Below are 25,505 nucleotides of genomic sequence, written 5' to 3'. Positions count from 1 at the left end.
ATATTGTACACTAGCGTAGCGCTTGCGCTGCGCTTTTATTTTTTAAACAAGGGGACAACAAAATGCGTAAAATTTTTTCATCTCGCGCAGTTGTAACAATTATTATTGCTTTTATTGTCATTGTTGGCTTAATTGCCGGATCAAACTGGTGGGCGAAGCGTACCAATACACCGCCATTTATTCAACGTTTTAGCAATGATTTAGCGGGTGGTGTAAGTCGCGTGATTGCGGTACCGACAACAGCAATTGGTCGGACGGCTAATAGTATTGGGAATCTATTGGATACATTTGAAGAAAATCGCGCTTTAAAGGCTAAAATTGATGAATTTGCACAAGATAAAGTGCGCTTGCAAACTGTTGAGGAAGAAAACCGCGAGCTGAAAAAACAGTTAAAGTTGGAAGCGACCTTAACGGATTTCAAAACGGTTACTGCCGTGACTATTAGTCGGTCACCAACCACTTGGCAATCACAATTAGTAATTAACAAGGGTAGTAAATCTGGCTTGAAAAAGGGTATGCCCGTTTTGGCTGGTTCCGGTATTATTGGCCGTATTAGTGAAGTCAATACAACGAATGCCAAAGTGGCACTGATTTCTGATACTGGGGAAGATGCCAACCGTTTTGCCATTACTATTAAAGGTAATAAAGGGGATGTCAATGGGATTGTGACAGACTTTGATCGCGAAACGAACCAATTAATCATGGGACAAGTCACGTCGGATAATGAAATTAAAGCTGGTGACCTAGTGGAAACATCTGGCTTGGGTGGTGTGATCCCATCTGGTTTGTACGTTGGTAAAGTAGCGAAAGTTACCAAGGATGACTACGGTTTGTCAAAGCGCATTTATATTGAACCGGCGGCTGATTTAGGTAATATCACCACAGTAGTGGTGGCCGTATCAGAGATTGGAGCGCAATAATGGCTTTTTGGCAATTAACACGTTTGCGGGTAGTTTTCCCAGTCTTATTGCTCTTTTTCCTATTTGTAGATGGTGATTTAATGGCTGCCATGGGTGGTATTTTTACCGCTTTTCCATGGCATGTGTTACCAGTACTAACGTTGATTTGGTTGTTTTATGCCATTCAATTTGATGCGGAAAATGAAGTGCCAATTTGGCTATATACCATTATTATTGGGGTGCTCTTTGATATGTATTATACGGGCATCTTTGGGACTTACACGGTAGCCTTTTTAGGGGCTGTTGGGGCCATGAAACAACTACATGCCTATTTGGATGAACGTTTGTTGAGTGGGATGACGTTACTATTGATTGGGTTGGTGACTTATTTGCTCATCACCTATATGGCTGGTTTTATTATTGGGATTGCTAATGTGAGTTTGGTATCGTTTTTCCTTTATGAAGTATTGCCAACGGTAGCCTTGAATCTGACGATTGCGGCATTAGGTTATTATCCAGTCTGGTCCTTATTCCAGTTTTTGAGATAAGTGCTTGACAAAATAAAAAAATAGATTATACTAAGCTTTATATTAAAAAACGTTGAGCGGAAGAGTAGATTAGCATCACTTTAAGGGAGTTTGCGGGTAGTGTGAGCAAACAGTGGTGTTAGTTGAAACACATCTGTGAGTGTATGATTGAATCGAGTAGGTCATATCGGTTTTGCCCGTTATCGCAAACAGTCTTTTGACTTATTGAGGCAACTACCAGTGATGGTTTTGCGATAAGAGGTGGCACCGCGGAAAACGCCCTCTGAATACACCTGTATTCAGAGGGCGTTTTTGCAACCATTAAACCAAAAGACTGACGGAGTAATTTTGTGTGAACAAAATTAGAATCTGAGGTGGCACCACGCTGACGCGTCCTCTTGCAAGTTATTTTGCAAGGGGACTTTTTTAATCGCTTAAAGTTAATCAATATCGCGCAAAGGAGAGTAGGATGAATTATTTGTTAGAAATTTTGCCCAGTTTAATGTCAGGGTTGAAAATGACGTTAGGGGTTTTCTTTATTACCATTATTGGGTCGGTGCCATTAGGTATTATTGTGGCATTGGGGATGAAATCACCTTATTTTACCATTCGCTGGTTGATTAATGGTTATATCTGGGTGATGCGGGGGACACCGCTCCTGTTGCAACTGATTTTCGTCTATTATGGTTTGGGGATGATGGGCATTACTTTTCCCCGTTTTGAAGCTGCTGCGATTGCCTTTATCGTCAACTATGCAGCTTATCTCGCCGAAATTTTCCGTGGTGGGTTGCAAGCAATTCCGCGTGGCCAATATGACGCTGCGAAAGTATTAGGCTTTACGCGCGTCCAAACATTTTTCAAGATTATCTTGCCACAAGTGATTAAAATTATCGTGCCATCATTTGGTAATGAAGTGATTAATTTGGTTAAAGATACGTCATTAGTTTATGTCATCGGTTTGGGTGACTTGTTACGAGCAGGAAACATTGCGGCTAGCCGTGATGTGACGTTGGTGCCTTATTTGTTGGTTGGGCTGATTTATTTGCTGATGACGGCCGTTGTGACAGTCCTCTTACGCCGTAGTGAAACGCGATTGAATAGTTGGAGATAAGCGATGTTAGAAATTAAACAGTTAACGAAAACATATACCACAAATACAATTTTTAAAGCGTTGGATTTATCGGTAGCAGATGGTGAAGTACTCAGTATTGTCGGCCCATCAGGTATTGGTAAAACAACCTTGATTAAAATTTTAGCTGGTCTGGAAACGGCCGATGCTGGTGAAGTACGCCTCAACGGTGAACAGCTAGCCATTGACGGCACGCGTGCGGATGCGAAGGTTGGTTTGATCTTTCAAGATTTTAATCTTTTTCCAAACTACACCGTGATTGAAAATATTATGCTCGCGCCCATTAACGTAAGCCGGCTGTCACGTGATGCGGCTAAGGCCAAGGCGACAGCGTTGTTAACCACGCTTGGTATGGCTGATAAGGCAGCGTTATATCCCTACCAACTATCGGGTGGGCAAAAACAGCGGGTTGCGATTGCACGGGCGTTGGCAATGGATCCCAAAATTTTGGCCTATGATGAACCAACCAGTGGTTTAGATGAGGCGTCAACTAAGCAGGTTGCGGAAGTCGTGAAAACGCTCAAAGCGCAAGGTGTGACGCAGTTGATTATTACGCACGATCAACCTTTTGCAGAAATGGTATCGGATCGCGTGTTTGATTTTGCAACGGAGGTCAGTCGCTGATGGTAAGTATGAAGAAAAAAATTATTGTCAATACGTTAGTCGGGCTGCTCTTTGTTGGTGTTGTGATTTGGGCGGCGATGAGTTTAAGCAGTGGTGCGAAGCGAACTGCGCAAAATGAACAACAAACCACCCAAACGGCAGACTGGGCACGTATCAAGAAAGCCAAACAAATTACGATTGGGTTGGATGATACATTTGTACCAATGGGTTTCCGTGATAAAGAGGGGAACATTGTTGGGTTTGATGTTGATTTGGCGACGGCAGTCTTTAAAACGATGGGCATTAAAGTCAAATGGCAGCCCATTGATTGGTCGATGAAAGAAACCGAGCTGAATACTGGGAATATCGATGCGATCTGGAATGGCTATACGGTGATCAAAGCACGTGAAAAGCAGGTGGCCTTTTCTAAGCCTTACCACAAGGCGACTCAAGTACTGGTAACGCTTAAGAAAAATAACATTAATCGTTTCTCAGATATGAAGGATAAAGTCTTGGGCGACCAAACGGCTTCTAGTGGTGATGAAGGCTTTAACAAGTATCCAAAGGTCCTTAAGCAATACGTGAAAGACCAGCAGGTGGTTGGGTATGATACCTTTGACAAAGCGTTCAATGATTTGAATGCTGGGCGCATTGATGGGCTGTTAATTGATGAAGATTATGCGCGTTATTACGTTGCCCACCAACCAAATCCAAAGGATTACACTGTGACTGTTGGTGATTTCCCAATTGATCAAACGGCAGTCGGTTTCCGAAAGTCCGATAATCAATTACGAGAAGCAGTCGATCAAACGTTAGCAGCCTTTAAAAAAGATGGGCGCTTAACGCAAATTGAAAATAAATGGTTCTCAAAATAAGTTAAAAAGCCAAAGTGGTACATCACTTTGGCTTTTTTGCGGCCATTGACAGCATCAATTTTGTCATACTACCGTAAAAAATGTTAAACTAGTACTATTATTATAGAGAGATAATGAGGTGTGAGATGCTAGGAGATTCATTGTGGATAATCCTTTTAATTCTTTTAGTTGCCAACACATTTGGGGCGATTATTACTGTTTTTAGTCAACAACGTGATATTGCATCAATCTGGGCGTGGTTATTAGTCTTGATTCTGTTACCCGTGTTAGGGTTTATCATTTTCTTCTTTGTTGGCAGTCGCATTTCTGATAAGCGGATATTTCGCTTACGGACACAAGAACAACTTGGATTGGATCAAATCGCGGATAACCAACGGCGACAGCTAGAAGCGATTGAGCAATTATTACCGATTCCAGATTCAGCCACTGAGTTGGCGAACTTGTTTTTACGCACAGATGAGTCAGTCTTAACGCGTGGTAACAAGATTAAAATTTTTACCAATGGACCGGATAAATTTAAGGCGTTGTTTGAAGACATTCGGCAGGCCACGCATCATGTCCATCTGGAGTACTTTACGATTGATGATGATAAAATTGGGAACCAATTAGTCGATTTGTTGACGCAAAAAGCGCGCGAAGGTGTGGACGTGCATGTGATTTTTGATCAATTTGGTTCGCATGGTCAACATCGTGACATGTATAAGCGTTTGCGTGAAGCAGGTGGGGTGGTAGCGCCATTCTTAATGCGTCGCTTCCAGCTTTTGACCTTGCGATTTAATTTCCGAAATCATCGTAAGATTGCTATCATTGATGGTAAAATCGGTTACATCGGTGGGTTAAACGTTGGGGACCAGTACGTTGATCGTTCTAAAAAGTTTGGGCATTGGCGGGATACGCATCTGCGGATTCATGGTGATGCGGTCTTATCACTGCAAAGTCGTTTCTTGATGGATTGGAATGCCACGGCTGAAGAAAACGAATTACTTGTCGATACTGCCGGCTACTTTCCTGAAATTGAGGAATTGTCCGGACGTGCGATGGTTCAAATTGTATCGAGTGGGCCAGATAATGATTTAAAGCAAATTAAACAAGGCTTTATGCGGATGTTTGCTTCGGCTCGTTCAGAAATTACGATTCAAACACCGTATTTCATTCCGGACTCAGCCGTACTAGAAACCTTAGAAATCGCGATTATGTCAGGTGTTCGGGTGCGTTTGATGATTCCGGATATGCCAGATCATCCGTTCGTTTATCGGGCAACACAGTATTATGCACAAGAATTAATTGCCATGGGAGCGGAAGTGTATCGTTATGATGCTGGTTTCTTACACAGTAAGGCAGTCACCATCGATCATGAAATTGGCACCGTTGGGTCAGCCAATATGGATATTCGGTCATTCTCATTGAATTTTGAAGCCAATGCGTTTGTCTATGATCCAGAGTTTGCAACACAGTTAGAAGAACAGTTTGAACAAGACATTTTAGTGTCAAAAAAATTGACAATTGAGGATTTTGAGAATCAGTCATATTGGATGAAATTTATTCAAAAGTTCAGCCGACTCTTCTCACCAATACTATGAAAAAAATACAACTTAAGCCTGGTGTGACACTTGTTGTTCACCCAACAACACAATTTAAAACCCTACACATTGCTGTCGATTTTGCGGCGCCGTTACTGACGCATACCATTTCGGCGCGGGCATTATTGTCTTACTTGACCGCTGTCAGTTCGCAAAAGTATCCCGACCAACAAGCCGTTGCGCAAAAAACGATTGATTTGTATGGTGCTCAGTTTCAAACAGATGTGGTGCGTTTTGGCCAAACACACCATGTGCGTTACCATTTACAATTGCCTGCGCCCACTTATATTGACCATGCAGAACATCTCCTTGGGGATGCTTTTGCTTTTTTACGGGATATGATTTTTGAACCGCTGGTGACGGGGGATCAGTTTGATCAAGCGACGTTTGATAAAGAACGTCAAAGTTTGATCAACGAATTAGCAAGTCTACCTGATGATAAGCGCCGCTATGCTATGTTGAAACTGCGAGAACTGACCTATAGTGCGCCGGCCATGCGGTTACCATCTTCTGGTCAAGTGCGTGATGTTGAACAGTTAACGGCGACTGACGTTTTGGCGACGTATCAACAGATGATTGCCAATGATTCAGTCAATATTGTTGTGTACGGTGATATTGACGCTGAGCGTGTGGTGGCTGAATTAGCAAAATGGCCACTACAAGCGCGCCGTGAAATGGTATTACAGCCATTTTATCGTCAAGGCCTACGACCAGCTACCGTTGAATTGTCGGAAGCACAATTAGATATTAATCAGGCCATCCTGACGCTATCTTATCAGTTGAGTTTGCCACCAGATGATCCAAAGCGCTTTACAGCCTTAGTGCTCAACGCTTTATTTGGTGGTTCAGCGTTATCTAAGTTGTTTACCAATATTCGGGAAAAAGCCTCGTTGGCTTATAGTATCTACTCACGTTGGCAGCATGATACTGGCTTTATGACAGTGGCAGCAGGTTTAGATGCGGATAAGGTCGCACAGACGGATCGCATGATTCAAGCCGAATTGCAAGCGATTCAAGCGGGTGAATTTAGTGACGAAATCTTTGATGCGATTAAAACGAGCTTAATTAACGATTATTTAAGTCAACAAGATTCACCTAATAGTGAAATTGAACTTGTCTTTTCTCGATTGTTAACACAACGTGAGACCAGCACAGCGGAGTGGGTAGCGGCTATTCAAGCGGTAACACCAGCGCAAGTGAGTGCATTGGCCGACCAAGTGATTTTACAAGGAAGATTTACATTGATGCCAGAGGCGGATGCATGATAGAAAAGACATATCCAAAATTAAAAGAAACAGTTTTAACGACCGAGTTACCTAACGGGCTAACTGTGGTTATGGTACCAAAGCCAAATTATCATAAAACATTTGCGGTATTAACGACACCATTTGGGTCATTGGCACGCCAATTTCAAATCAATGATGAAGCACCGATTACAATTCCAGCTGGGACAGCCCACTTTCTTGAACACAAACTTTTTGAGAAGGCTGATGGGGATGCCTTTACGCGGTTTGGTGAATTAGGTGCGGATGCCAACGCGTTTACGAACCCGTATCAAACGAGTTATCTGTTTTCAACGACGCAAAACGTTTTGCCAGCCCTTGCGCATTTGCTTGATTTTGTGCAAACACCTTACTTTAGTGCACAAACGGTGGCCAAAGAACAGGGCATTATCGGTCAAGAAATTCAGATGTATGATGATGATGCCAACTGGGCCATTTATATGGGCTTGCTGGAACTCTTGTATCCGGGTGCGCCAATTGCCGAAGATATTGCGGGGACAAAAGCCTCCATTGCACAAATTACACCGGAACTGCTGTACCAAATTCATCGAGCCTTTTATCAACCCAATCAAATGACTTTGCAGGTGGTTGGTCATTTTGATCCAGATGAAGTGCTGGCACTGGTGACGGCCAATCAGGCCACAAAGGCGATTGAAGCAGTCAACGTCCGTCGATTCGAGCCAGCAATCCCTGAGCCAACAAAAAAGGAAGCGATTCAAAAGTTTGATGTATCGCGGCCAAAAATTGCATTAGGTATTCGGTTACCAAAACTTGATGTGACGGGTGAAGCGGCAACCAAATTAACGCTAGCAGCTGATATCTTGGCGGATATTTTGTTTGGAGAGCAGACAGACTGGTATCAAAACCTGTATAATAAAGGTATTATCGATACGGAGTTTGAGACATCATTTGATTTGATGCATGCGTATCAATTTGTGAGTTTCTTTGCGGAAACAACTGAATATGACGCACTAACGACTGCTATTCAGTCACAAATTGCGCAATATAAAACCATTTTGGCACATGGCGAATCGGCGTTTGAATCGTTACGCCGTGCGACACTTGGAGAGGGCATCCAACGTTTAAATGCATTAGAAAGTATCGCTTTACGGGGGGATGATGTGTTATTTGGGACAAACTTATTTGATAAGGTGATGCTTTTACAAGACTTAACATATAGTGATATACTAGATAGTGCTGAAAAAATATATCAGAACGCGACTTTACAACGTTTTGTTCTGAAAAAATAACATTGGACAAATTATGAGTGAAACTTTGACGAATCAAATAGGCGAACAGTTAAAAGCTGCGCGTCTGGCGAAAAATTTATCTTTAGAAGACGTGCAAGCAGCAACTAAGATTCAAGCACGTTATCTGGAGGCCATTGAAAATAATAACCTAAGCATTTTGCCTGGGGATTTTTATGTGCGCGCCTTTATTCGCCAATATGCGATTGCAGTGGGCTTAAATCCAGAGACGTTGCTAGGGGAAACAACGCCACCTTCAATCTCGAGAAGTCGTGACTTGAGTCGGGCTCATCGTGATAATGATGGGGTAGTGCGTGCGGGGACAAATCCTAATCCGTCACCGCGTTCAAAATTTTCTGACATGTTACCAAAGGTTTGGTTGGCTATTTTTATTTTAGTTGGCCTCGTTGCGGTTTGGTTTGCTATGACGCATCTTGGTAATAATGACCAACAAAATAGTGATAGTGGCAATGTGTCAGTATCGACTTCAACGATACCAAGTAGCAGTAGCAGTGATGCTTCTAGCGCTGCGTCGTCATCAAAAAAGCCTGAAGAAAAGAAGCCAGAACCTAAGGTGACACTTGGTACGCCAGAACAGAATACGGCGTTGCAAACAACGATTTATAACCTATCGGGGCAAGCCGATAAGCAACACACGATTAAAGTTTCAGCACAGGGTGTTGGGACCAACGTGAAAGTGACAGTTGGGACAACTGTGTTGTTAAATGAACTGGTCAAGGCCGATAAAACGATTGATGTGCCTGCTGGTACTAACGCGGTGAATGTTCAATTCACCAATGTTGCCAATGCAACGATGACCTTTGATGATCAAAAGGTAACAGTTATCGGAACGGCAACGCCGTTTTGGAACGTTTTGTTCAATCTCAATAAATAAGGGGCCATTATGAATCTGCCAAATCAACTCACTGTTTTTCGTATTATTCTTATTCCTGTTTTTATCCTATTATTATCGGTACCTTATGCGTGGCAATCACTTGACGTGACAGGTGTGATGTTGCCACTCAATTGGTTGCTTGCTGCCATTGTGTTTGCGGTAGCATCAATCACGGATTTTTTGGATGGTCAAATTGCCCGTCGCCAACATCTGGTGACGAATTTTGGTAAGTTTGCCGATCCGTTGGCCGATAAGTTGTTGGTCATGACAGCCTTGATCTTTTTGACTGGGTTCAACGTGGTACCAGCTTGGATGACAGCTGTGATTGTGATTCGGGAACTAGCCGTTACTGGTTTACGTACCTTAATTGTAGAAAATAATGGTAAAGTCTTAGCGGCACAGATGCCGGGTAAAATTAAGACTTTCTCGCAAATGTTTGCGATTTTCTTTTTATATCTCAAAGATGTCCCATTTACTGCAATTGGGTTGCCCATTGGTGAAATCTTATTGTGGATTGCGGTTATCTTTACAATTTATTCAGGCATTGACTATTTCTGGCAGAACCGAGTAGTCTTTTCCGACGGTCTATAAAAAGCGCGATAAGCGCTTTTTTCGTATCATCAAATAAGGTACGAACGCTGTCGAACAATTGTTCGTTAAATGCTTGCTTTTACGTTTAGAAACAGGTACACTATTGAGGTAAGATAAAAGGAGTTAGCTAAAAATGGTCACAAAAAAGACGACTAAAAAAGACGATAAAGACAGTCAAGCAAGCGGCCGTAAGGCGGCACTTGATGAGGCTTTAAAGCGTATCGAAAAAAATTTCGGTAAGGGATCAATCATGCTGTTAGGGGATAATGCGCTGACACAAGTTGAGACTTATCCTTCAGGATCAGTTAAGCTAGATGTTGCTTTAGGCGTTGGTGGCTATCCTAAGGGACGTATTATTGAAATTTATGGACCAGAATCTTCTGGTAAAACAACGTTGGCCTTACACGCTGTTGCCGAAGTGCAAAAAGCTGGTGGCACAGCTGCCTATATTGATGCCGAAAATGCCTTGGATGTGAAATACGCTGAAGCTTTGGGTGTTAAAAAAGATGAATTGCTTTTGTCACAACCAGATACTGGGGAACAAGGGTTAGAAATTGCTGATGCTTTGGTACAATCTGGGGCAGTGGATATCATCGTTGTGGATTCTGTGGCAGCGTTAGTACCACGTGCAGAAATCGAAGGGGAAATGGGCGACTCACACGTTGGCTTGCAAGCCCGTTTGATGAGCCAAGCTTTGCGTAAACTGGCGGGTACATTGAACCGTACTGGTACAGTTGCGATTTTTATCAACCAAATTCGTGAAAAGATCGGTGTCATGTTTGGTAACCCAGAAACGACGCCGGGTGGACGTGCGTTGAAATTCTATTCAACGATCCGTTTGGAAGTTCGTCGTTCAACCCAAATTAAAGATGGCACAGATGTGACCGGAAACTTAACCAAAGTCAAAGTGGTTAAGAACAAGGTGGCGCCACCATTTAAGGTTGCTGAAGTTGATATCATGTACGGAAAGGGCATTTCACAAACTGGTGAAATTTTGGATCTCGGTGCGGAACAAGAAATTATCCGCAAAGCCGGTGCCTTTTACTATTACGGTGATGTCAAAGTTGGCCAAGGTCGTGAAAAAGCGAAAGAATTCTTGGATGCACCAGAAAATGCTGCGATGCGTCAAGAAATCTATGCTAAAGTCCGTAACGCCTTTGGCATTGGTGATGGCGAGTTGTTAGTAGAAGAGACTGATGATGAGGTAATTGAAGCCCCAGAAACATTGACATTGGTCGCTGATGAAGATGATGATTTAACGGACGAACCAATTGTATAAATCCTGTAAAGAATAAATGGAAACGCTAGGGCGTGTCCATTTTTTTTGTTACAATGCAATTAAGCAAACAATTAGAGAGGCAGACATCATAATTAAAAAAGGTGTGTTGGGATCATGACAAAAATTTTAGTAGTGGATGATGAAGCAGCAATTTCAACGTTATTGCAATATAACTTGGAAGAGAATAATTATGACGTCACAGTGGCAGAAGATGGCCAGACGGCTTACCAATTAGCCAGTCAACAACAATTCGATGCTATTTTGCTAGATTTGATGCTACCAGGCATGGATGGTATGACGGTTTTGAAAACCTTACGTCAAGATAAGATTAGTACCCCAGTGATTTTGGTCACTGCCAAAGGGGATGAATTTGATCGAGTGTTTGGTCTAGAACTTGGGGCAGATGATTATATTACTAAGCCGTTTAGTCCAAGAGAAGTCATCGCGCGTTTAAAAGCGGTGTTGCGTCGTTCACAAGTTGATCATCAAGTCTCTGAAGAGGCGGATATCATCAAGATTCAGGATCTGGTCATTGATGATAATAAGAAGGTTGTGACCAAGGCTGATAAGATTTTGACGTTGACCCCGCGAGAATATGAATTGTTGCTCTATTTTGCCCAACGTATCGGACGTGTCATTGATCGTGAGACGATTTTAACGGCAGTGTGGGGCTATGAATATACGGGTGAAAGCCGTATGGTTGATATGCATATTAGTAATTTACGGGAAAAAATTGAAACCAACCCGAAGTCGCCAGTGCTCCTGAAAACGGTTCGTGGTTTCGGCTATACCATGGTGGTTTAGCCGCGTAAAGATGACTTTACAATGATTTACATAATGATGACAGGTTTGTGCCTAGTTCTTTGACACAGCGTCGGTAGTATATAACTTGTAAACAAGGACTGGCACCCAAGAGCCACTACTACAACCAAGTTTACACTACATACGCTTCAATGAAGCCTTAGACAAGGGAGAATTACTCATGAACAAAGCAGTTGTCGGTGTTATCGGCGGTGTTGTCGTTATCGCAGCAGGTGTGGCATTGTATGCCAATTCAAATCAAAGTACGACTAAGCAAGACACACAAAAAACAACCACTTCTAATCTCAGTGGTAAGGTGCTTGCCTTAGGATCGACGGCCTTGCAACCATTGGCAGAACAAGTTGCAACGTCATTCCAACAAAAAAATCCTGGTGTGACAGTGACAGTTCAAGGTGGTGGTTCAGGTGCTGGTTTGAGTCAAGTTGCGAGTGGCTCAGCACAAATCGGTAACTCGGACGTCTTTGCTGAAGAAAAGTCTGGTGTTGATGCTTCTAAGTTGAAGGATCACAAAGTCGCAGTTGTTGGTATTGCACCAGTTGTGAACTCAGATGTGCAAGTGTCAAATTTGTCAAAGACCCAATTGCGTGACATCTTCACTGGTAAGATTACGAACTGGAAAGAAGTGGGCGGTAAAGACGAAAAGATCGTTGTGGTTAACCGTGCTACTGGTTCAGGGACACGCGCTGTCTTTGAAAAGAATGTGTTAGACGGTCAAAATGCTGTTCAAGCAACAGAACAAGATTCTAACGGTACGGTTCAAAAGATCGTGTCAACAACACCAGGGGCTATTTCATACCTAGCCTTTGCTTACTTGGATGCTTCTGGTATCAAGGCGCTTAACATTGACAAGGTAACGCCTGATACAAAGAATGTTGAAGACAATTCATGGCCAATCTGGGCATACGAACATATGTATACAAAGGGTGACGCTACAGGTGCCACTAAGGCATTCTTGGATTACTTCACAACTAAGGAAGTACAAAAGTCAATCGTGCCAAAGCTTGGTTACATTGGTTTGACGGATATGAAAGTGACACGTGATGCGTCAGGCAAGGTTACAAAAAACTAATTTAAGTCATTTTTCAAAGTCCGCGTCAGCGGGCTTTTTTGTTATGATAGAGATATTGGAGTAAGGTAATGACAAAAAAATTATTAAAATTTCTATCGTTTTGGTTGATCAATTTTGTTTGCTGTGGCGTGATGAGTAGTCTATTGCAGCTACGCTTAAGACAGTGGCTGTTGCTTGTTTTAATCATGACTTTGGCAACTTTTGTCATTGTCATATGGGCTAATTTTTTGGAAAATCGCCAACAACAAGAATTAAAAGTCATGCAAAAACGGATGGCCGATACGGTTGCTGGTGAGACACCAAGAGGCGTGTTGGCGGAACCAGGATCGCCTTATTACGCCTTAATTCAGCAATTTAATGTGATGCAACATCGGATTGAGCAAGCACGCCAAGCAGCACAACGTGATGTCACAAACTACCAGTCATTGCTGGCGAGCTTACCAGTTGGGGTGATTAATATTAATCGCGCGCATACCATTGATGTGTTTAATGAAACGGCGGCTGACCTGTTAGGGATTCAACGCCCCGAAACGCCTATTGCCGAAAGTATGGTGATTCGACAGTTCACGCTCTCTGAGCTCATTACCCAAACGTTTAATACGCAAAAAAATCAACAATCGATTTTAAATTTGCAAATTAATGGTGATATGAAACAGTATGAAGTGAGTACTTTGTATCACCAAGGTAATCTGAAACATGCGGAAGTCATGATCATTATTTATGACCTAACGTCGGTCTTACAAGTTGAGCGGATGCAGTCTGACTTTTTGGCGAATGCGTCTCATGAGTTAAAAACACCGCTAACAGCAATTACGGGATTTATCGAAACATTACAAGGGCCGGCCGGTGCAGACCAAGCCACGCGGGAGATGTTTTTGGATATTGTAGCGCAGGAAGCCAAACGGCTATCGTCATTGGTCAATGATATTCTCTCGTTATCACGTGTGCAACAAAAGCGAGAGGCTGTGCAGACGGAGTTAGTGATTCATGATATGGTGGCCGAACAATGGCAGCATGTGATGCCACTGGCGGAAACCAAAGCTGTGCAATTACGTAATGACGTGCCCGATGATTTTATCATTCGTGGCCTCAAAACAGACGTGGAGATGATTTTACAAAACTTGATTGTTAATGCAGTGAAATATAATGTCCAAGGTGGCGACATTCACGTCACGGCTTACAAGGATCATCAGCATTGGCAGTTAAATGTTAAAGATACGGGTATTGGGATTCCTACGAATCAGCAATCACGTATTTTTGAACGATTTTATCGTGGGGATGAATCACGACAACGCAAAATTGCCAGTGGCACGGGCTTAGGGTTAGCCATTGTTAATGAAATTGTCAATAAGCACAATGGCGAAATTAAAGTGCAATCACAAGTTGCGGTGGGCACAACAATCAGTGTGACGTTACCTTTGTAAATATTTCTTGACACAACCTTTACATTCACCCGCGATGACATTTACATAACTTTAAGATAATAGGAGAGTAGTAGTTATTGTAGTTAAATCTTGGGAGGCATCAACATGTCGAAATCACATCGCGGGACGATTGTATCAACAATCGTCATCGTGGGTCTTATTGCGGCCATTGGCGCAGGTTACATTACACGTGATAAAAGTGCATCAGGCACATCAATCACGGCTGTCGGTTCAACGGCCTTACAACCATTGGTAGAAGCTGCCGGAGAAGAATACACGAAAGTTAATCTTGGGACATTTGTGAATGTGCAAGGTGGCGGTACGGGTACCGGTCTAAGTCAAGTCGCACAAGGCGCGGTTGATTTAGGAAACGCAGATGTATTTGCCGAAGAAAAGTCAGGGATTGATGCGACGAAGTTAGTCGACCATCAAGTGGCTGTCGTTGGCATTACACCGTTATTAAATAAAGAAAATGGGGTGACCAACTTGAGCACCCAACAATTGCGTGAGATTTTCACAGGTAAAGTGACGAACTGGCGTCAAGTCGGTGGGCGTGATTTACCAATCGTGATCATCAATCGTGCCGCGGGCTCAGGAACACGGGCAACCTTTGAAAAGTTTGGTTTGATGGGTGATAAGAGTACTTCAGCGCAAGAACAAGATTCATCTGGTATGGTGCGATCAATTGTCGCGACAACACCTGGTGCCATCTCTTATGCAGCCTTTGGGTACATCAACAATACCGTTGTGGCACCGACAATTGACCATGTCAAGCCAACCAACAGCAATGTCATTACTGGTCGGTATCCGATTTGGTCGTATGAGCACGTGTATACGAACGGGCAACCAACCAAGCGTGTCGCCAAGTTCTTGGACTATTTAACATCAGAAAAAATCCAAAAGACTTTGGTGCCAAAGTTGGGCTATATCTCAGTTCATGATATGCGAGTTATTCGTCAAGTCGACGGCCAGATTATAAAAAAAGAATGTGATGTTTAGCTATTGTGTGCTAATCACATCAGAACAGCATTTGAAATATAGTAGACAGTGGATAACCACTCGTCAAATACTTTGGAGATAAAATGGATAACATTACAAAAAAGTTGATGCAAAAGTCAGAATCAACGAAGCAAGACGCAATGGGGCGGGCAATTAGTTTGTCAGCGTTGGCCTTGATCGTGCTTGTTGTCGTTTCAATTTTTGCTTTCGTTATGAGCCGTGGACTATCAACATTTTTCCAAGATGGTGTCAGTGTGAAGGAATTTCTCTTTGGCACAACTTGGAATCCATCAGTGATTAATCCACAAACAAAACAGCCTTATGTCGGGGCGATGCCAATGATCATGGGCTCGTTCTTGGTCACGTTTTTAGCCGCAATTGTTGCCACACCATTTGCAATTGGGACGGCCCTCTTTATGACTGAAATTGCACAAAAGCGTGGGACAAAAATCATGCAACCAATTATTGAATTGCTGGTTGGTATTCCATCAGTTGTTTATGGTTTCATCGGCTTAACGGTGGTTGTGCCATTTATTCGGACAGTGTTTGGTGGATCAGGATTTGGTATCTTATCGGGTACTATTGTGTTATTCGTCATGATCTTACCAACGATTACGTCAATGACGGTGGATACGTTGAAATCAGTGCCACGTCATTACCGTGAATCAGCTTTGGCGATTGGGGCGACGCGTTGGCAAATGATTTATAAAGTCATCTTGCGTGCGGCAACCCCAGGTATTTTGACAGCGATTGTCTTTGGTATGGCGCGTGCGTTTGGTGAAGCCTTGGCCGTCCAAATGGTTATTGGTAACGCGGCATTGATGCCACAGAACCTGATTTCACCAGCCTCAACCTTGACTTCTGTCTTGACAATGGGGATTGGTAACACAGTTATGGGCTCACTACAAAATAATGTCTTGTGGACTTTGGCCATGATCTTGCTATTGATGTCACTTGTCTTTAACTTGATTGTGCGCGCTATTGGACGCAAAGGGGAAATGAAATAATGAATGCAAAAACTGCTGATAAAATCGCCACAGGCATCATTTATATGATTTCTGGGATTGTTGCGCTAATCTTAGCGGCCATGCTCGCCTTTATTTTAGTTCGTGGCGTACCACACTTGTCATGGCATTTCTTGACGGCACCAGCCAAAGCCTTTGAAGCTGGCGGTGGTATTGGGGTGCAATTGTTTAACTCGTTTTACTTGTTAGTGCTTGCCATGGCGATTAGTTTTCCAATCGCTTTAGCTGCGGCAATTTACTTGAATGAATATGCCCGCAAGGGCCCTTTGACAACAATTGTTCGGACAGCAATCGAAATTTTGAGTTCATTGCCATCAGTTGTTGTCGGCTTGTTTGGTTTCTTGTTGTTTGTGGTGAAATTCCATTTAGGCTTTTCAATTTTGTCTGGGGCCATCGCCCTCACATTTTTCAACTTACCTTTGTTGACACGCTCAATTGAAACCAGTTTGGCACAAATTCCAAACTTGCAACGTGAAGCCGGCTCAGCATTAGGCCTATCACGCTGGGAAACAGTGATTCATGTCATCTTACCAGCAGCGGTGCCTTCAATTGTCACCGGTGTTGTCTTGTCTGCTGGTCGTGTGTTTGGTGAAGCGGCGGCCTTGATTTATACAGCGGGACAATCTGCCCCAGCTTTGAACTTCAGCGACTGGAATCCATTCAACATTTCTAGTCCGCTAAACCCAATGCGTCCGGCCGAAACTTTGGCGGTGCATATTTGGAAAATTAATTCTGAAGGGATTATGCCTGACGTGAGTGCAGTTTCTGCTGGTTCCTCAGCGGTGTTGATCATTGTTGTCTTATTGTTTAACTTCAGTGCACGTAAGCTGGGCACAAAGTTACACAAAAAGCTTACCAGTGCTTAATGTGAGCTTTGTGAGTTTATTGAAAGAAACAGTTGTCACAGTCAGCTACTAGGCAATAGGACAGCCTGATTGTAGGCTTTATGGAGAAAAAATGGCAAATACGATTGATTTAAAACCAGTCAGTGAATTTATTTCGGATGAGCAGCCCGAACGCTATATCTATAACATGTCACCTGAAAAGCATGAAATTGCGTTGTCAACACATGATTTGCAAGTTTATTATGGTGATAACTTGGCCTTGAGTGAAGGTGATTTAGCGTTTGAACGTTACAAAATTACGAGTTTAATCGGTGCCTCTGGTTCCGGTAAGTCAACCTTTTTACGGTCTTTGAACCGCATGAATGATGGCGTGGCGACAGTTAAAGGGAATATTATGTACCGCGGTGTTGACATTAATACGAAAGCGATTGATGTTTACGAAATGCGCCGCCATATTGGCATGGTTTTCCAACGTCCGAATCCGTTTGCAAAGTCAATTTATAACAACATTACCTTTGCGTTGACACAACGTGGGGTAACTGACAAGCAAGAATTAGACGAAATTGTTGAAACAAGTTTGCGTCAAGCTGCTTTGTGGGACGAAGTAAAAGATGAATTAAACAAGTCAGCCCTCGCTTTGTCAGGTGGACAAGCCCAACGGTTGGTGATTGCCCGCGCATTGGCATTGAAGCCAGATATTTTGTTGCTCGATGAACCGTCAAGTGCGCTTGACCCAATTTCGTCAGCACAAGTTGAAGACACACTGCTTGAGTTGAAAAACAAGTATACGATCATTATTGTGACGCACAACATGCAACAAGCAGCGCGTATTAGTGACTACACGGCGTTCTTCCACATGGGAAAAGTCATTGAATATGATTTAACACGTAAAATCTTTACACGGCCAAAAGTTGCGCTAACAAATGATTATATATCGGGGAACTTCGGATGACAGAGAGTACACAAAAGAATATTCTTGAAACGCGCGATGTGAAATTATGGTACGGTAAAAAAGAGGCCTTGCATGGCATTAACCTCACATTTCCAGAAAAAGGCATTACGGCGCTCATTGGGCCTTCTGGATCAGGGAAGTCTACTTATTTGCGGGCGCTAAACCGGATGCATGATTTGGAAGATAACATTACGGTCACCGGCACGTTTGACTTTAATGGGACCAATATTTATGCGCCAACAACGGATACAGTTGAATTGCGTAAGCGTATTGGGATGGTCTTCCAACAACCTAATCCATTTCCATTTTCAATCTATGAAAATGTCATCTTTGGGTTGCGCTTAGACGGTGTTCGCGATAAAACGGTGCTGGATGAAGCCGTTGAAAAAGCGCTACGTCAAGCGTCCGTTTGGGATGAAGTGAAAGATGATTTGCACAAGTCAGCATTAGGCTTATCAGGTGGCCAACAGCAACGTGTATCCATTGCCCGTGTGCTGGCTACCTCACCAGAGTTGTTATTGTTAGATGAACCCACATCAGCTTTGGATCCCGTATCAAGTCACAACATTGAAGAAACGTTGTTGAATTTAAGAAATGATTATGCGATGATTATTGTGACACATTCGATGTCTCAAGCATCACGTCTATCAGATCGCACAGCATTTTTCCTAAGTGGTAATTTGATTGAAGTGGATGCAACGAAAAACATCTTCTTAAACCCACAGCGCCAAGAAACACAAGATTACATCAGTGGCCGTTTTGGCTAAGCATAAAGGAGAAACAATATGCGACGTTTATTTGATGAAGAATTAGCTGACTTAGATAATTCATTTACAGAAATGGGGATGCTTGTCGCCCAAACGATTCAAAAGGCAGTGCAATCATTTGTCGATCATGATCGCGAGGGGGCGAAGGCCATTTTGGAAAATGATCATAAGATTAATGAACGCGAAGCGGCCATTGAAAAGAAGACATTTGAAATGATTGCCTTGTATCAACCCGTGACGACTGATTTGCGTGAAATCGTGACGATTTTAAAGGCTGTTTCAGTCCTAGAACGTATGGGTGATCAAGCGCGTAACATTGCCAATTCAACCATTCGTGTGAAAGGCACTAAGCATATTCCTAGTGTCGAAAAAGAATTGGGTGAAATCGGCGAACAAGTGGCAACAATGGTTTCTCGTGTGATGGATTACTACGTTAAAAATGACGCTTTAGGCGCGGAAACAATTGCTGAAGAAAACCAATCATGGTCAAATCGGGCGGCTAAAGTCCGTTTGGATTCCGTAAAAGGCATGAAGGATGATCCAGAATTGGTCGATTCAGCGGCTGATTATTTGGTGATTGCGGGTTACTTGAAGCGCATTGGGGACTATACTATCGATATCGCGGAGTGGATCGTTTATAAGCGCACAGGTAAAATTATTGAATTAAACCCTGGCTACAATTACTTTATTTAACCTATAATCCCCATCATTGCCCTCGGTTTTGTAGCAATGATGGCAGAAAAATGACTGAACAGCTCGTTCAGTCATTTTTTCTACTCATCATATTTAAATATTTGGTATAATGAATTTATAACGTTTCCGATAAGATGCTTTATATCAATGTTTAAAGCGCTTACATGATTACTGGAGGGGGCCTATGCCGTTTATTGCAAGATTAGTCACCACGATGATTATCTTTATGGTGACAGCAACGCTATTTCCCAGCGGGTTTAGCGTTGAGAACTGGCTGACGGCTTTAGGCGCGGCCTTTGTATTGGCGTTGCTAAACATGCTGATTAAGCCAGTATTATTACTCTTAACGTTGCCACTCAACATCATGACTTTTGGCTTATTTACAATTATTATTAATGCCTTGCTATTAGAAATGACAACATTGTTAGTGGGTGGCTTCGCTTTTGCCGGTTTTGGTTGGGCAATTTTAATGGCAATTGTGTTATCGATTGTGAATACAATATTGACCTCCGATGTATAAATAGATTGAGAAAGATAGTAGTATGATACAGAATTCAGTGACAGTAAAACAGTTGGTTGATCATACCCGATTAGAAATTGTGTCTGGGGAGCAGTATTTAGATCGGCCAATTACCACTGCAGACATTTCACGTCCTGGTCTAGAAATGACGGGGTATTTTAATTATTATGCGCCTGAACGTGTGCAATTGCTTGGGATTACTGAGACGTCCTTTTCAGAACGGATGGGACACGATGAGCTTTTGATGGTCTATCGCCGGATGGCTGATGCGACGACGCCAGCGTTTGTGGTGTCAACCGGCTTACCAATCAGTGATGAACTGAAGCAGGCAGCTGAAGAGGCACATATTCCAATTTTGACATCAACGCTAACCTCTTCACGTATTTTGTCGAATATGACGTACTATTTGGGTGGTCAATTGTCACCCCGAGAAAGCGTACATGGCGTCTTGATTGACGTGTATGGCTTGGGTGTTTTGATTACTGGTGATGCCGGAATTGGTAAAACAGAAGCGGCCTTGGAGTTGATTCAACAGGATAAAGCGCGTTTGGTTGCCGATGATCGTGTGGATATTTATCAAGAAGATGAAGAACGTTTAATTGGTGAACCAAGCGACGTCCTCCGAAATATGATGGAAGTACGTGGTGTTGGTATTATTGACGTGCAACAAGTTTACGGTGCTGTGGCCGTGCGTTCACACGCCACAATCGCGGTGAATATTCATCTCTCAAACGGTAAAATTGGTGAAGCAAACTTTGACCGCTTAGGCAATGATAATGATACGTTGGAAATTTTAGGGGTGAAAATCAAGCGCATGGTTGTGCCAGTTACACCTGGGCGTAATACAGCGAGTGTGATTGATGCGGCGGCAGTCAAGTTCCGCACGGCTAATATGGGCATTGATCCGCTTAAAACGCTTGAAGCACGAATGGCTGCTGAAATGGCCAAGAACGAAAAGAAAGATTTGGAGAACAAACATGACTAAACTGGCCGTACTCGGTGCAGGGTCTTGGGGCACAGCTTTAGCAAATACCGCTGCAGAAAACGGGCATGATGTACGTTTATGGACACATAACCCAGATCAAGCAGTTGAAATTAACACCCAACATACCAATGACAAGTATCTGCCACAAGCACAGTTGTCAGAACAGTTAGTGGCTACCAGTGACATGGCTGAAGCCGTGGCGGATGTTGAGATTGTCTTGAGTGTGGTGCCGACTAAAGCAGTCCGCGAAGTAGCCCAACAACTAGCTGACGTCTTAACTGCGCAACAACAGACAGTCATTTTGGCACATGCGACTAAGGGTCTCGAACAAGGGACTTACAAGCGCATTTCTGAAATGATGGCTGAAGAAATACCAGCTACTTATCGGTCAGCAATTGCAGTAGTATCAGGACCGTCACACGCTGAAGATGTTATTCGACATGATCTAACGGCGGTATCGATTGGGAGTGAGGACGAAGCAGCAGCTAAGTTGTTGCAAACAGTTTTATCAAATCAAACTTTCCGCGCCTATACCAATCATGATTTACTTGGTTCAGAGTTGTTTGCAGCCTTGAAAAATATTGTTGCCATCGGCTCAGGCGCGTTAGTTGGACTAGGGTATGGTGCTAATGCACAAGCTGCCTTGTTGACCCGTAGTTTAGTGGAAATGCGGGCGCTTGGGTTGGCCATGGGTGCCAAAGAAGAAACGCTCTATGAATTAGCGGGTATCGGGGATTTAATTGTGACAGGCATGTCACCAAATTCACGAAACTATCGCGCTGGTATGGGACTTGGACAAGGCAAAACCCTGGCCCAGGTAACCGAAGACATGGGCATGGTGATTGAAGGCGTCAACACGACGAAAGCCGTGTACGATTTTGCCAAAACTTATCAAGTTGATATGCCGATTACGACAGCGATTTATCAAGTGTTGTATGAAGATAAACCATTAGCACAAGCGATTGCTGATTTGATGGCACGGCCATTAAAATCTGAAGATTAGCATGATGTTTGTGTTAGATTGAAAAGAAAGAAAGCGAGTTATAAATTATGAAACCAGTACGTAAGGCAATTATTCCAGCAGCAGGACTTGGCACACGTTTTTTGCCAGCGACAAAGGCTTTGGCAAAGGAAATGTTACCAATTGTTGATACACCAACGATTGAATATATCGTGCGTGAAGCAATTGCCTCAGGTATCGAAGAGATTGTTATTGTTGATGGGAAGTCAAAGCGATCAATTGAAGATCACTTTGACTCAAATCCAGAATTGGAAAACAACTTGCGCGAAAAGGGTAAGGATGAATTACTTAAGATTGTGCAAGAAACAACGGACATTAACATGTACTTTATTCGTCAGTCACACCCAAAGGGCTTAGGGGATGCGGTCTTAACAGCCAAGGCCTTTATTGGGGACGAACCTTTCGTCGTGTTGCTTGGTGATGATTTGATGGAAGATGACGTGCCATTGACAAAGCAATTGATTGACCGTTATGAAGAAACTGGTGAATCAACTTTGGCGGTCATGAGAGTGCCGCATGACCAAGTGTCAGAATACGGGGTAATTGACCCAGCTGCTGAAGCTTCAAAGGGACTTTTCCGCGTTAAGAGATTCGTGGAAAAGCCTAAGCCAGAAGATGCGCCTTCTGACTTGGCCATTATTGGGCGTTACTTGTTAACACCGGAAATTTTTGAAGAACTTGAAAACACAACGCCTGGTAAGGGTAATGAAATCCAATTAACGGATGCCATTGATTCATTGAATAACCGTCAGCACGTTTATGCCCATGAATTCAAGGGAAATCGTTATGACATTGGCTCAAAGATTGGTTTCCTAGAAACTAATATTGAATTTGGCTTGAAGCACCCACAAACCAAAGATCAATTACGCGCCTACATCAAGGAACTTGCTGCTAAGTTGTAAAATTCAAATCACGAGACAAATCAAGTTGTGTCGTGTAAAATAGGGTTAACAAAAAGTAAGTGAAATGAGGGCAACAAATTGACAGATTATAAGCAATATGATGTTGTGATTATTGGGGCTGGTCCAGCCGGCATGACGGCGGCAACCTATGCGTCACGTGCCGATCTTTCCGTTTTGATGTTAGACCGTGGTATTTATGGTGGCCAAATGAATAATACGGCTGAAGTTGAAAACTATCCAGGTTTTGACTCGATTTTGGGACCAGATTTGGCCGAGAAAATGTATGCCTCATCAACACAATTTGGTGCGGAATATGGTTTTGGTATGGTTGAAGAAATCACGTTAGATGGTGAAGACAAGCTTATCCATACGGATATGGGTGACTACAAGGCCAAAGTTGTGATTATTGCGACTGGTTCTGAGCATATTCATTTGGGTAAAGACGGTGAAGAAGACTATCAAGGCCGTGGTGTCAGCTACTGTGCGGTATGTGATGGGGCCTTTTTCCGTAATGAAGATGTTGTCGTTGTTGGTGGCGGTGATTCTGCTATTGAAGAGGGACTATATCTGACAAACTTGGCCAAGTCAGTCACGGTATTGCATCGTCGCGATAAGTTGCGTGCGCAACAAATTATTCAAGACCGTGCTTTTGCTAGTGACAAAATGGCATTTAATTGGTTTACTGAAGTACTCGCGATTACTGGTGATGGTGAAAAGGTGACTGGTCTTGATGTCATCAACAATCAAACGCAAGAAGTATCACATATTGATGCGAGTGGTGTCTTTATTTATGTTGGTTTAAAGCCCAACACACAAGGCTTTGAAAATTTGAATATTACTGATGATGAAGGTTGGATTATCACAGACGACAAGATGCAAACTGCCATTCCTGGTATTTTTGCAATTGGTGACGTTCGTGCCAAAGATCTCCGCCAAATTACGACAGCTGTCGGAGAAGGAGGGATTGCGGGTCAAGGGGCTTACACTTATATTAGCCAATTACCGTCAAAATCAGCAGCGCCGACGGCGCAATAAAAGCAAATTGTTAAAATTTGCTTTTTTATTTTAGCCAAAAAGAGCAGCGCATTATTTTAATATAAATTACTAAATGATAGTTATAGCAACAATGTAAGAAAATGTAATTTTCTGAAAGATTTACACAATTTATTACATTTGAAAAACGTTTGACAATTAAAAATCGGGATATTATAATTACTTGTGTAGAAATGCACAAAGCATGTTTTGTTTAACAAAATTGGAACCGGTTTTAATCAGATTTGAGGAGAATGTAATGAGAAGTCAGGATAAATGGCTCACTAAAATTGCCTTTTTAGGTATTTCATTTATGTTAACAAGTGCTTACGCCATCAACGGCGCTTTGCCACAAATGGCAGAAGCACTTGGCGTTACGGCAACTGAGGCGCAAGCGTTATCAACAACACCATCTATCTTTGTGACGATATTTGTTTTATTTAGTGCTTTTATCGCAGCAAAGTTGGGGGATAAGAAGACAATTGCGCTGGGGATGATTTTGGTCGGCGTTGCAGGTGCTGTGCCATTGTTCGTTGCATCTTATCCCGTTATTTTAGTATCACGCATGGTACTGGGGGCCGGATTAGGTATTTTCAATTCATTGGCTGTATCAATGATTGCGGTGATGTATCAAGGACAAACACGGGCCACGATGCTGGGATGGCGTGCTGCGGTTGAACAAATTGGTCAAGCGGTTTTGACATTTATTGCCGGCTTGTTGTTGGCCTTTGGTTGGCAAATGACTTTCTTGGTTTATCTCTTAGCCTTCCCAATTCTTTACCTCTTTTATCGTCAAGTGCCTGAAACATCAGACATGGTCAATGAAGCAGAAGCAAAAGATGACAACACAACACCAGCTATTCGTCCAGCAACTAAGATGAGCCCAATGGTTTGGGTCTTGGCATTCTTTGCGGCCTTCTTGGTAATTGACTATATGGCCATTCAATTGAGTTTCCCATTCATGGCCCAAAATGTTGGCGTTAACGGTATGGTGGTCTCAACGATTCTATCCTTCATGTTAGTTGCTGCTATGATGGGTGGTATCTTGTATGGGACAGTTCAAAAAATCTTTGGTCGTTATACGTTGCAGGTTGGCCTATTGTTGATGGCGGTCTCAAACTTCTTGGTGGCCTTTTCAAACCAAAACTTTATTATCTTGACGATTGGGGTTTTGTTGATTGGTTTCCCAATGCAACTGATCTCACCATTTATTTTTAGTCAATTACCACAATTGGCACCTCTGAAAAAGCAACCATTGGTGACATCAATTATCTTGATTGGCTTTAACGTTGGTGTGTTCGTTGAACCATTTGTTTTGTCACTTATGTCTGGCATTTTGGGTAATCCAACACGTAATGCGGATTCCGCAGCTTATACAACAACACCGGTTTTGGCCTTTATCCTACTTGGTTTAACGGTTGTCACGTTGATTACTAACCGTAAAAAGAAGGCTTAAAATCATATTGGGCGCCAACCTGCGGCGCCATATAAGTAGCATGAACTGAACAATAAACAGCGTAATTAAGCGTAAATAAAGGAGA

26 protein-coding genes and 1 other annotated feature are annotated in these 25,505 nt (G+C 42.8%); all 26 genes read left to right on the top strand.

What is annotated here, in order from left to right; all coding sequences use genetic code 11:
• Positions 1-62 precede the first annotated feature (62 nt).
• The 26 genes from mreC (at position 63) to FGL80_RS00630 (ending at position 25,420) form a co-directional block, all read left to right on the top strand.
• Positions 63-920 (top strand): rod shape-determining protein MreC, encoded by an 858-nt coding sequence (gene mreC, locus FGL80_RS00755; RefSeq protein WP_010001764.1) that lies wholly within the window; start codon positions 63-65, stop codon positions 918-920.
• Positions 920-1,447: a rod shape-determining protein MreD gene (gene mreD, locus FGL80_RS00750; RefSeq protein WP_147001676.1), complete on the top strand. Its 528-nt coding sequence runs from the start codon at positions 920-922 to the stop codon at positions 1,445-1,447. Before mreC ends, mreD begins: the two co-directional genes overlap by 1 nt.
• A gap of 43 nt (positions 1,448-1,490) precedes the next feature.
• Positions 1,491-1,713, top strand: a binding site (T-box leader).
• Between the two features lie 182 nt (positions 1,714-1,895).
• Positions 1,896-2,537: an amino acid ABC transporter permease gene (locus FGL80_RS00745; RefSeq protein WP_147001675.1), complete on the top strand. Its 642-nt coding sequence runs from the start codon at positions 1,896-1,898 to the stop codon at positions 2,535-2,537.
• A 3-nt stretch (positions 2,538-2,540) separates the two neighbouring features.
• The gene (locus tag FGL80_RS00740) at positions 2,541-3,179 is read left to right on the top strand and encodes an amino acid ABC transporter ATP-binding protein (protein WP_055307546.1); all 639 of its coding nucleotides are present in this window, start codon (positions 2,541-2,543) and stop codon (positions 3,177-3,179) included.
• Complete coding sequence (locus tag FGL80_RS00735; RefSeq protein WP_147001674.1) at positions 3,179-4,033, top strand: amino acid ABC transporter substrate-binding protein; 855 nt, start codon at positions 3,179-3,181, stop codon at positions 4,031-4,033. The genes FGL80_RS00740 and FGL80_RS00735 overlap by 1 nt, the downstream gene beginning before the upstream one ends.
• Before the next feature lie 125 nt (positions 4,034-4,158).
• Complete coding sequence (gene cls / locus FGL80_RS00730) at positions 4,159-5,613, top strand: cardiolipin synthase (protein WP_147001673.1); 1,455 nt, start codon at positions 4,159-4,161, stop codon at positions 5,611-5,613.
• Positions 5,610-6,878, top strand: coding sequence for an EF-P 5-aminopentanol modification-associated protein YfmF (gene yfmF / locus FGL80_RS00725; RefSeq protein WP_055307549.1), 1,269 nt, complete (start codon positions 5,610-5,612; stop codon positions 6,876-6,878). Before cls ends, yfmF begins: the two co-directional genes overlap by 4 nt.
• Positions 6,875-8,146, top strand: a complete 1,272-nt coding sequence (gene yfmH, locus FGL80_RS00720) for an EF-P 5-aminopentanol modification-associated protein YfmH (protein ID WP_147001672.1) — start codon at positions 6,875-6,877, stop codon at positions 8,144-8,146. The genes yfmF and yfmH overlap by 4 nt, the downstream gene beginning before the upstream one ends.
• Before the next feature lie 13 nt (positions 8,147-8,159).
• Entirely contained in the window at positions 8,160-9,038 is an 879-nt protein-coding gene (locus tag FGL80_RS00715) for a helix-turn-helix domain-containing protein (protein WP_147001671.1), read from the top strand.
• A gap of 9 nt (positions 9,039-9,047) precedes the next feature.
• Positions 9,048-9,629 (top strand): CDP-diacylglycerol--glycerol-3-phosphate 3-phosphatidyltransferase, encoded by a 582-nt coding sequence (pgsA, locus tag FGL80_RS00710; protein WP_055307552.1) that lies wholly within the window; start codon positions 9,048-9,050, stop codon positions 9,627-9,629.
• A gap of 133 nt (positions 9,630-9,762) precedes the next feature.
• Complete coding sequence (recA, locus tag FGL80_RS00705) at positions 9,763-10,908, top strand: recombinase RecA (protein WP_147001670.1); 1,146 nt, start codon at positions 9,763-9,765, stop codon at positions 10,906-10,908.
• Between the two features lie 114 nt (positions 10,909-11,022).
• The gene (locus FGL80_RS00700) at positions 11,023-11,712 is read left to right on the top strand and encodes a response regulator transcription factor (protein ID WP_010001777.1); all 690 of its coding nucleotides are present in this window, start codon (positions 11,023-11,025) and stop codon (positions 11,710-11,712) included.
• Positions 11,713-11,890: 178 nt separating this feature from the next.
• A complete protein-coding gene (locus tag FGL80_RS00695; protein ID WP_147001669.1) occupies positions 11,891-12,799 on the top strand; it encodes a phosphate ABC transporter substrate-binding protein in 909 nt (302 codons plus the stop codon).
• Positions 12,800-12,867: 68 nt separating this feature from the next.
• Complete coding sequence (locus tag FGL80_RS00690) at positions 12,868-14,223, top strand: sensor histidine kinase (protein WP_147001668.1); 1,356 nt, start codon at positions 12,868-12,870, stop codon at positions 14,221-14,223.
• Positions 14,224-14,328: 105 nt separating this feature from the next.
• Positions 14,329-15,222 (top strand): phosphate ABC transporter substrate-binding protein PstS family protein, encoded by an 894-nt coding sequence (locus tag FGL80_RS00685; RefSeq protein WP_147001667.1) that lies wholly within the window; start codon positions 14,329-14,331, stop codon positions 15,220-15,222.
• Between the two features lie 83 nt (positions 15,223-15,305).
• Positions 15,306-16,229, top strand: coding sequence for a phosphate ABC transporter permease subunit PstC (gene pstC / locus FGL80_RS00680; protein ID WP_029509636.1), 924 nt, complete (start codon positions 15,306-15,308; stop codon positions 16,227-16,229).
• Complete coding sequence (pstA, locus tag FGL80_RS00675) at positions 16,229-17,113, top strand: phosphate ABC transporter permease PstA (protein ID WP_055307559.1); 885 nt, start codon at positions 16,229-16,231, stop codon at positions 17,111-17,113. Before pstC ends, pstA begins: the two co-directional genes overlap by 1 nt.
• Positions 17,114-17,204: 91 nt before the next feature.
• Positions 17,205-18,044 (top strand): phosphate ABC transporter ATP-binding protein PstB, encoded by an 840-nt coding sequence (gene pstB / locus FGL80_RS00670; RefSeq protein ID WP_010001785.1) that lies wholly within the window; start codon positions 17,205-17,207, stop codon positions 18,042-18,044.
• On the top strand, positions 18,041-18,811 hold the full coding sequence (gene pstB / locus FGL80_RS00665) for a phosphate ABC transporter ATP-binding protein PstB (RefSeq protein ID WP_055307560.1): 771 nt from the start codon (positions 18,041-18,043) through the stop codon (positions 18,809-18,811). Before pstB (FGL80_RS00670) ends, pstB (FGL80_RS00665) begins: the two co-directional genes overlap by 4 nt.
• Positions 18,812-18,829: 18 nt before the next feature.
• Positions 18,830-19,504, top strand: coding sequence for a phosphate signaling complex protein PhoU (gene phoU / locus FGL80_RS00660; protein ID WP_010001788.1), 675 nt, complete (start codon positions 18,830-18,832; stop codon positions 19,502-19,504).
• Between the two features lie 184 nt (positions 19,505-19,688).
• Positions 19,689-20,024, top strand: a complete 336-nt coding sequence (locus FGL80_RS00655) for a phage holin family protein (protein ID WP_147001666.1) — start codon at positions 19,689-19,691, stop codon at positions 20,022-20,024.
• Positions 20,025-20,046: 22 nt separating this feature from the next.
• Positions 20,047-21,009 (top strand): HPr(Ser) kinase/phosphatase, encoded by a 963-nt coding sequence (gene hprK, locus FGL80_RS00650; RefSeq protein WP_055307562.1) that lies wholly within the window; start codon positions 20,047-20,049, stop codon positions 21,007-21,009.
• On the top strand, positions 21,002-22,012 hold the full coding sequence (locus tag FGL80_RS00645; protein WP_147001665.1) for an NAD(P)H-dependent glycerol-3-phosphate dehydrogenase: 1,011 nt from the start codon (positions 21,002-21,004) through the stop codon (positions 22,010-22,012). Before hprK ends, FGL80_RS00645 begins: the two co-directional genes overlap by 8 nt.
• 47 nt (positions 22,013-22,059) lie before the next feature.
• Positions 22,060-22,932 (top strand): UTP--glucose-1-phosphate uridylyltransferase GalU, encoded by an 873-nt coding sequence (gene galU / locus FGL80_RS00640; RefSeq protein ID WP_055307564.1) that lies wholly within the window; start codon positions 22,060-22,062, stop codon positions 22,930-22,932.
• 78 nt (positions 22,933-23,010) lie between these two features.
• Positions 23,011-23,967, top strand: a complete 957-nt coding sequence (trxB, locus tag FGL80_RS00635) for a thioredoxin-disulfide reductase (protein ID WP_147001664.1) — start codon at positions 23,011-23,013, stop codon at positions 23,965-23,967.
• Between the two features lie 256 nt (positions 23,968-24,223).
• Complete coding sequence (locus tag FGL80_RS00630; RefSeq protein WP_147001663.1) at positions 24,224-25,420, top strand: MFS transporter; 1,197 nt, start codon at positions 24,224-24,226, stop codon at positions 25,418-25,420.
• The last annotated feature ends 85 nt before the right edge of the window (positions 25,421-25,505 follow it).

Source organism: Leuconostoc lactis (assembly GCF_007954625.1).
Taxonomy (GTDB): Bacteria; Bacillota; Bacilli; order Lactobacillales; family Lactobacillaceae; genus Leuconostoc; species Leuconostoc lactis_A.
The sequence above is the reverse complement of the archived record's forward strand: the minus strand, read 5'-3'. Positions and strand labels throughout refer to the sequence as shown.